Raw genomic sequence first — 5513 nt, forward strand, 5'->3', positions numbered from 1 at the left:
CCTCGATCTCCTTCGCAAACGTGTCCTGCTCGCACGATGACCCCGCACCACCTGGATCACAAGATCGTCGACAGAACCCGGATCTTCACGTGGATCGCGTCGATGAAGATCACCGGATAGACGGCGTCGAGGGGCCGGTTCTGCCACTCGGCCATGCCGTCCATGACCTTGTCGGTGATCGTGGAGATGGTCTGGCGGGAGACTTCGGCGCCATAGACTTCGGCCAGATGGGCCTGGACCTCACCGGTCGTCAGGCCCTTCGCGGACAGCGAGATCACCATCTCGTCCACGCCGGACAGGCGCTTCTGCCGCTTCTTGACGATCTTCGGCTCGAAGCTGCCCTCCCGGTCGCGGGGCACGGCTATCTCGACCGGGCCGACATCCGTCAGCACGGTCTTGGCCCGGGTCCCGTTGCGGCTGTTGCCGCCGTTCTTCCCGGCAGGGTCGTGCTTGTCATAGCCGAGGTGATCGGTGATCTCGCCTTCGAGTGCGGACTCCAGGAGCCGCTTGGTCAGCTGCTGGAGCAGCCCGCCCTCGCCGGTCAGCTGCAGGCCCTCGGCCTGGGCGCGGCCGACCAACTCGTCGATGAGCTCGTCGTCCACCTTCTTCGCCCGCTGCGGCTCAGCGGAGTTGACGGACTCTGCCTCGGTCACGTTGTCGCTGGTCATCGATGCATCTTCCTTGATCAGGAGTTACACCGATCGTTTTACAGTCCCGGGTGGCCTGAGCCGCATTCACGTTCAGCGTCACGTCACAGTTATGGCGGAACCATGTCATTGCGCCAAGGGCGGCATCAAGCGTCAGGCTGAGCTGATGAATCATCATCCTGTCGTGGTGGGGGAACCGCCCGATCGCGGACTGCAGGCTGTATGCATCCAAGGGCGTGGCCGTCGGGGCTTTCTGGCCGCGGCGGGGCTGTACAGTCTCCTGCGGCGGGCAGGGTGCCCCGCGAGTAGCCGATCGTGCTCTGGAACTGCCATAGCCAAGACGCGATATGAACCACAGCGGCACCACTCCTTCTTCGTCCTCTCGCGGACGCACCAGTTCCCGGTCATCCCAAGGCGTCGATGGCCTTCACGATCAGGGCGCGCGCGTCGGCCCCGTATACGGCCAAGGCGCGCAGCTTCTCGAACGCCTTCACATACAGGGCGATCTCCGACGGCTGGGTCACCTGCACACGGGCCGCCAGCAGCTCGACCGACACGAGCGTTTCGTCGTACACGTGGAACAGCTCCTGCGGCCACATGGGACGCTCGGTGGTCGCAGTGGGGATGATGCCCAGCGACACCTGCGGCAGCGCGCCAGCGGTCAGTAGGTAACCGAGCTGCGCGGCCATCGCGTCCGGGGTCCCCAGCTGGTAGTAGAGGACCGGCTCTTCGATGACCATGGCGAACCGGTGCCCGGGTTCGTGGATGATCCGGGAGCGTTCCAGCCGTGCGGCCACCGCGTCCGCGACGTCGTCCGGGATGTCCCGGAAGCGGGTGATCGCCGTCATCAGGCCGCGCGCGTAGCCCTCGGTCTGCAGCAGGCCGGGCACCATCGTCGGCGAGTAGACGCGGAACAGCTTCGTCGCCTTGAACAACGGCACGTAGCTGTGCTGCAGCTGCTTCAGCCCGGTGCGGACTTTGCGCCGCCATTCCACGTACATCGACTCTGCGGTACGGGACTGGGCGATGATGTCGTCCGCCTGGTCGCTGGCTTCGCACGCCTCGCACCAGCGGCGGACGTCTTCGGCGGACGGCGGCGTGCGGGCCCCTTCGATCCGGTACGTCTTGGGGTGCGACCAGCCGCAGCGCGCGGCCAGCTCGGCCCCGGTGATCCCGGCGTCGGCACGGAGTTCCTTCAGGCGCTGCGCGACGGCTTCGCGGGCAGCCTGCGCCGACAAGGACGGGGAGATGGGCATGAGCTGGCCGTGCGCCTTCCGTGCTAGCTGATCGTGTACTGGTCGTGCGGGATCGCGCGCGCCCACACCGCCTCGAAGGCCTCGGCGCACAACTTCACGGCGGCCGGGTCCTCGCTGATCTCTCCGCCCGCCGAGGCGCCCCCGCCGGTGAAGTGGTTCCACCGGATCAGGCGGCCGTCGATGAGCCAGAAGTCGTTGCCGGGCAGCGCGATGTCCGAGGCCTGCCGACGGGGCAGCCAGCGCACCTGCTCGCCCGCGGCAACGTTGGTGAAGGTGCCGTCGTACAGGAAGCGGGTGTACTCACTGACCGGCTCCGAGACGATGCGGGCCCGGCGCACGGCGACACCGCGACCTACGGTTTCCTGGATGAGGTCGAGCCACGGGCGCCACCATGAGGCGCGATTCCCAGGGTCGTGCCGGTGGCCGGCCCGCCACTGGGCGAACGGGCCTTTCTCGTAGTCGACGGCGTAGCTGTCGCGCATCTCCAGGTGAATGGCTGACTGGGTTGCAGCGCCGAGGAGTTCAGGAAACGTCGGCACGTTCGACGGCATCGCACGCCTCCCTGATCATCGGCACCATGCGGGCGGGGATACGGATCACGGCCTCATGGTCCGGGATGCCCACCGCGTGGCCCGGAACCTCGAACGCCGCGCACCTGGCTTCGAGTTCTGCGCCCGGCTTCCAGCCCTGCAGTACGAGTTCCTTCGCTTCCTGGTCGACCCAGACGGTGGGGCTTTCGCCGTCGCCCGTGTTGGGGTCGATCCCGATGAACTGTAGGTCCACGGTCGCCCTCCGCTGCTCGTCGTGTTCAGAGATGTACACCACCGTCGTGCGGGTGGCTTACCAGGTCAAGAGGCTGACAGGTCGCGTGCACATCGATGCACATTCCTGGCCGCCCGGCTGTCCACGCTCCTAGCGTCGTAGGGCACAAGTAACCCCGGCGAGGCGGCGGAGCCTCCCGGGGCGTGGCCGACACTGCGAGGAGCGTCGACACCATGCACCGTACAGCCTGCGCGCCTACCGGGGAGCGACCAGCGCAGACAGGCCGCGAAGCGCTTGTCGAGGTCATGAACGCCTTCGAGGCGAAACCGTCGTACACGGCCTACAAGGCGCTCATCCTCCACTACAGCGACTGTCCCGCCTGTGCGGATGGCACTAACCCCTGCCCCGAGGGTGAGCCTCTGCGGCAGGCCTGGAAAGCCGTGCGCTGGTCATGACCGCCAAAGCCCTGGTCGACATCCCGGCCGACCTCCTGCCACTCATCCTGATGCCGCCGCTGGAAGTCCTGCCCGACGCCCGGGCGCGCGGCGCCGAGTGCGTATGGGGCGGCGAGCCGTTGTCCACTGCGACGGCCATTGACCTCGGCGAGCGTAAGACCGACGGCGGCCACTGGTTCCCGCGCGCCTGCCGGACTTGCACGCGCCGTGCCGTGCTGGCCGCGCGCAACGACCACCCCAGCCGGTGCGAGCAGTGCACAGACGACGCCACACTCTGCGAGACCCGCCGCGCCCTGCACGCCCTCGCCCTGGAGCTCCGCCGATGATCTGCGCACGCTGCACCGAACCGATCCGCCCCACTGAGAAGACCGAGGAGATCCAGAACCACGGCGCGAGCGCTGCTGGCGGCTCCGTCGTCGTACACGCGTGGCTCTGCCGGCGCGCTCCCCGGCAGACGGCGCCGACGCGCCGCTGATACTCCCCCTCCCGGCGCACGCCGATCGCGTCGGGAACGGGCAAGACTCCAGTGGGCTCCGCGACGGCGAATCGAGAGCGGGGTCTTCCGCTGGAGACGCGGCCGTCCCCGCCCCCGTCGGGGACGGCCGCTGCACGTCTCCCTGAAGAGGGACAGGATGGCCTCTGCAGAGGGGTGCACGCCCGTTCACGAGCCCACAACTGCGCCAAGTCAGCGAGGAAGGCGAAACACGTCGCACCGGGACGTTTGTGCCCCGACAGCCGTCGCAGCGCCAAGCGGGTTCCGCAGGCCCGCCCGTCGCCTTCCGCCATTCGGTCAGCCTCACCACCGCGGACCACGTCCGCGGAGCTCGGCCGGGCGGTCGACTTCGTGCTGGACGGCGGCCCCTGCGAGATCGGGGTGGAGTCGACCATCGTCGACGTCACGGGCGAGATCCCGAGCATCCTTCGGCCCGGCGGAGTGACACGCGAGGATCTCGAAGCTGCCGCGGGGCGTTAGTCGCAGGTGTTGAGCATCTCGGTGAGCTTGGTCTTCTCAGGTGCTGTGATGCTCAGTCCGTACAGGTACTTGATGTCGGTCCAGGCCCGCGAGTAGGTGCACCAGTAGTCCTTGTTCGGGGGCGCCCACTGGTCCGGGGACTGGTCGCCCTTGGAGCGGTTGGAGGCGGCGGAAACGGCGATCAGCTGCGAGTGGTCGAGGTCGTTGGCGAACTTCTTGCGTTTGTCGGTGGTCCAGGTGTCGGCGCCGGAGCGCCAGGCGTTGGCGAGGGGGACCATGTGGTCAATGTCGACCTTGGACGCGGCATCGAGGGTTTTGCCATCGTAGGGGCTGTACCAGGTCCCTGTGGTGGCCCGGCACATCGAGTCCTGGGTCACCTCCTGGCCGTCGCGGGAGAGGACGACTTCGCGGGTGTCGCATTCCCCGTACTGCTTGATCCAGTGGGGGAACTTCGCCCGCGAGTAGCTGGCCATCGAGTGAGGGGCCTCGATGGGGAGTTCGCCGAGTTCCTTCAGGGCGACGTCGGTGGCTGGCGGCTCGGGCAGGTCACGCCGCGCGACCGCGGGGACGGCCGTCGTTGTGGGGGTCGCAGCGGATGCAGGCGCGGGGGTTGCCGTGACGAGGAGGGACAGGCACGTCAGGGCCAGGATGGCGGCGCGGCGCCGCACAGATGAGGTGATCACGAGGCTTCAACTACCAGTACTGACGGTCGTGTTGCTGTTTTGTCGCCCGGGCGCGGCATGGCGCTGCACAGAGTGGACGCGGAGAACCGTTCCGCCGGCCTGGCGGCATCCTGCTACCGGGTGACGCGGCGTGGATCAGCCTGGGCCGGTGAGTGGGAGCAGCTAGGCTCTGGATGCGGATGATCACTCGGTGCGAGGAAAGCGGCTGTGCCCCATGAACACGGATGGCGCCGAGAAGCTCCCTGAACGACTCGTCGACACGGTCCGGGCGGGGCCGGGAGGCGCCATGACCGACGAGGTCGGAGTCATCACCGGCGAGCTGACCGTGGCCACGACACGGCACGCTGATGGAAGAGCCCAGATCGCGATCCAGTACACGGGCGCCGAAGAGTGGTACACACTCACCGGTAGCCCCGCGCCCCTTCCCTCCGGCGGGTTGAACGCTCTCCATCAGGACGTGCTCGAGCGTATCCGTCGCGGCAGTAGCGCCGAAGCCCCGAACTAGGGTCCGTCTTCAAACGGGTCTTGCCCACAGCAGGAATGACGCAAGAGAGACCGCTGCTTCGTAGGAGGTGGCGGTCTTGTCATACCGGATAGCGATGCGGCGGAAGCTCTTGAGCCGGTTGAAGCAGCGTTCGACAATGAGCCTTTTCCAACCTCAGTTTGAGCAGGTCAGGTGCAGGGTGAGGACGGCTTGGACGAGGTTGGTGATGCGGGTTGTGGAGCATCGCAGCTTG

At 67.4% G+C, this 5513-nt stretch carries 6 protein-coding genes and 3 pseudogenes; 3 read left to right on the forward strand and 6 right to left on the reverse strand.

Annotated features, from left to right (window positions below; genetic code table 11):
- Nucleotides 1–77: 77 nt before the first annotated feature.
- The 4 genes and pseudogenes from ACZ7HQ_RS44655 to ACZ7HQ_RS44670 form a co-directional block, all read right to left on the reverse strand.
- Nucleotides 78–668: pseudogene (locus ACZ7HQ_RS44655) on the reverse strand (transposase); the annotation flags it as partial.
- Nucleotides 669–1051: 383 nt separating this feature from the next.
- Nucleotides 1052–1903: a helix-turn-helix domain-containing protein gene (locus ACZ7HQ_RS44660; RefSeq protein WP_471003156.1), complete on the reverse strand. Its 852-nt coding sequence runs from the start codon at nucleotides 1901–1903 to the stop codon at nucleotides 1052–1054.
- A gap of 23 nt (nucleotides 1904–1926) precedes the next feature.
- Nucleotides 1927–2454 (reverse strand): DUF6879 family protein, encoded by a 528-nt coding sequence (locus ACZ7HQ_RS44665; RefSeq protein WP_471003159.1) that lies wholly within the window; start codon nucleotides 2452–2454, stop codon nucleotides 1927–1929.
- Nucleotides 2426–2686 (reverse strand): hypothetical protein, encoded by a 261-nt coding sequence (locus tag ACZ7HQ_RS44670; protein ID WP_471003162.1) that lies wholly within the window; start codon nucleotides 2684–2686, stop codon nucleotides 2426–2428. The genes ACZ7HQ_RS44665 and ACZ7HQ_RS44670 overlap by 29 nt, the downstream gene beginning before the upstream one ends.
- Nucleotides 2687–3116: 430 nt before the next feature.
- Here ACZ7HQ_RS44670 and ACZ7HQ_RS44675 point away from each other — a divergent pair, with 430 nt between their 5' ends.
- Entirely contained in the window at nucleotides 3117–3446 is a 330-nt protein-coding gene (locus tag ACZ7HQ_RS44675; RefSeq protein ID WP_471003165.1) for a hypothetical protein, read from the forward strand.
- A gap of 442 nt (nucleotides 3447–3888) precedes the next feature.
- A pseudogene (locus ACZ7HQ_RS44680) lies at nucleotides 3889–4087 on the forward strand (L-threonylcarbamoyladenylate synthase); the annotation flags it as partial.
- 2 nt (nucleotides 4088–4089) lie between these two features.
- Here the strand turns inward: ACZ7HQ_RS44680 and ACZ7HQ_RS44685 are convergent.
- Nucleotides 4090–4773 (reverse strand): GmrSD restriction endonuclease domain-containing protein, encoded by a 684-nt coding sequence (locus tag ACZ7HQ_RS44685; RefSeq protein ID WP_471003171.1) that lies wholly within the window; start codon nucleotides 4771–4773, stop codon nucleotides 4090–4092.
- 217 nt (nucleotides 4774–4990) lie between these two features.
- Between ACZ7HQ_RS44685 and ACZ7HQ_RS44690 the strand changes: the two genes are divergently transcribed.
- Nucleotides 4991–5281: a hypothetical protein gene (locus ACZ7HQ_RS44690; protein ID WP_471003168.1), complete on the forward strand. Its 291-nt coding sequence runs from the start codon at nucleotides 4991–4993 to the stop codon at nucleotides 5279–5281.
- A gap of 9 nt (nucleotides 5282–5290) precedes the next feature.
- Here ACZ7HQ_RS44690 and ACZ7HQ_RS44695 read toward each other — a convergent pair.
- A pseudogene (locus ACZ7HQ_RS44695) lies at nucleotides 5291–5425 on the reverse strand (IS5/IS1182 family transposase); the annotation flags it as partial.
- Nucleotides 5426–5513 lie beyond the last annotated feature (88 nt).

It is taken from the genome of Streptomyces sp. NPDC037290 (genome assembly GCF_055603245.1).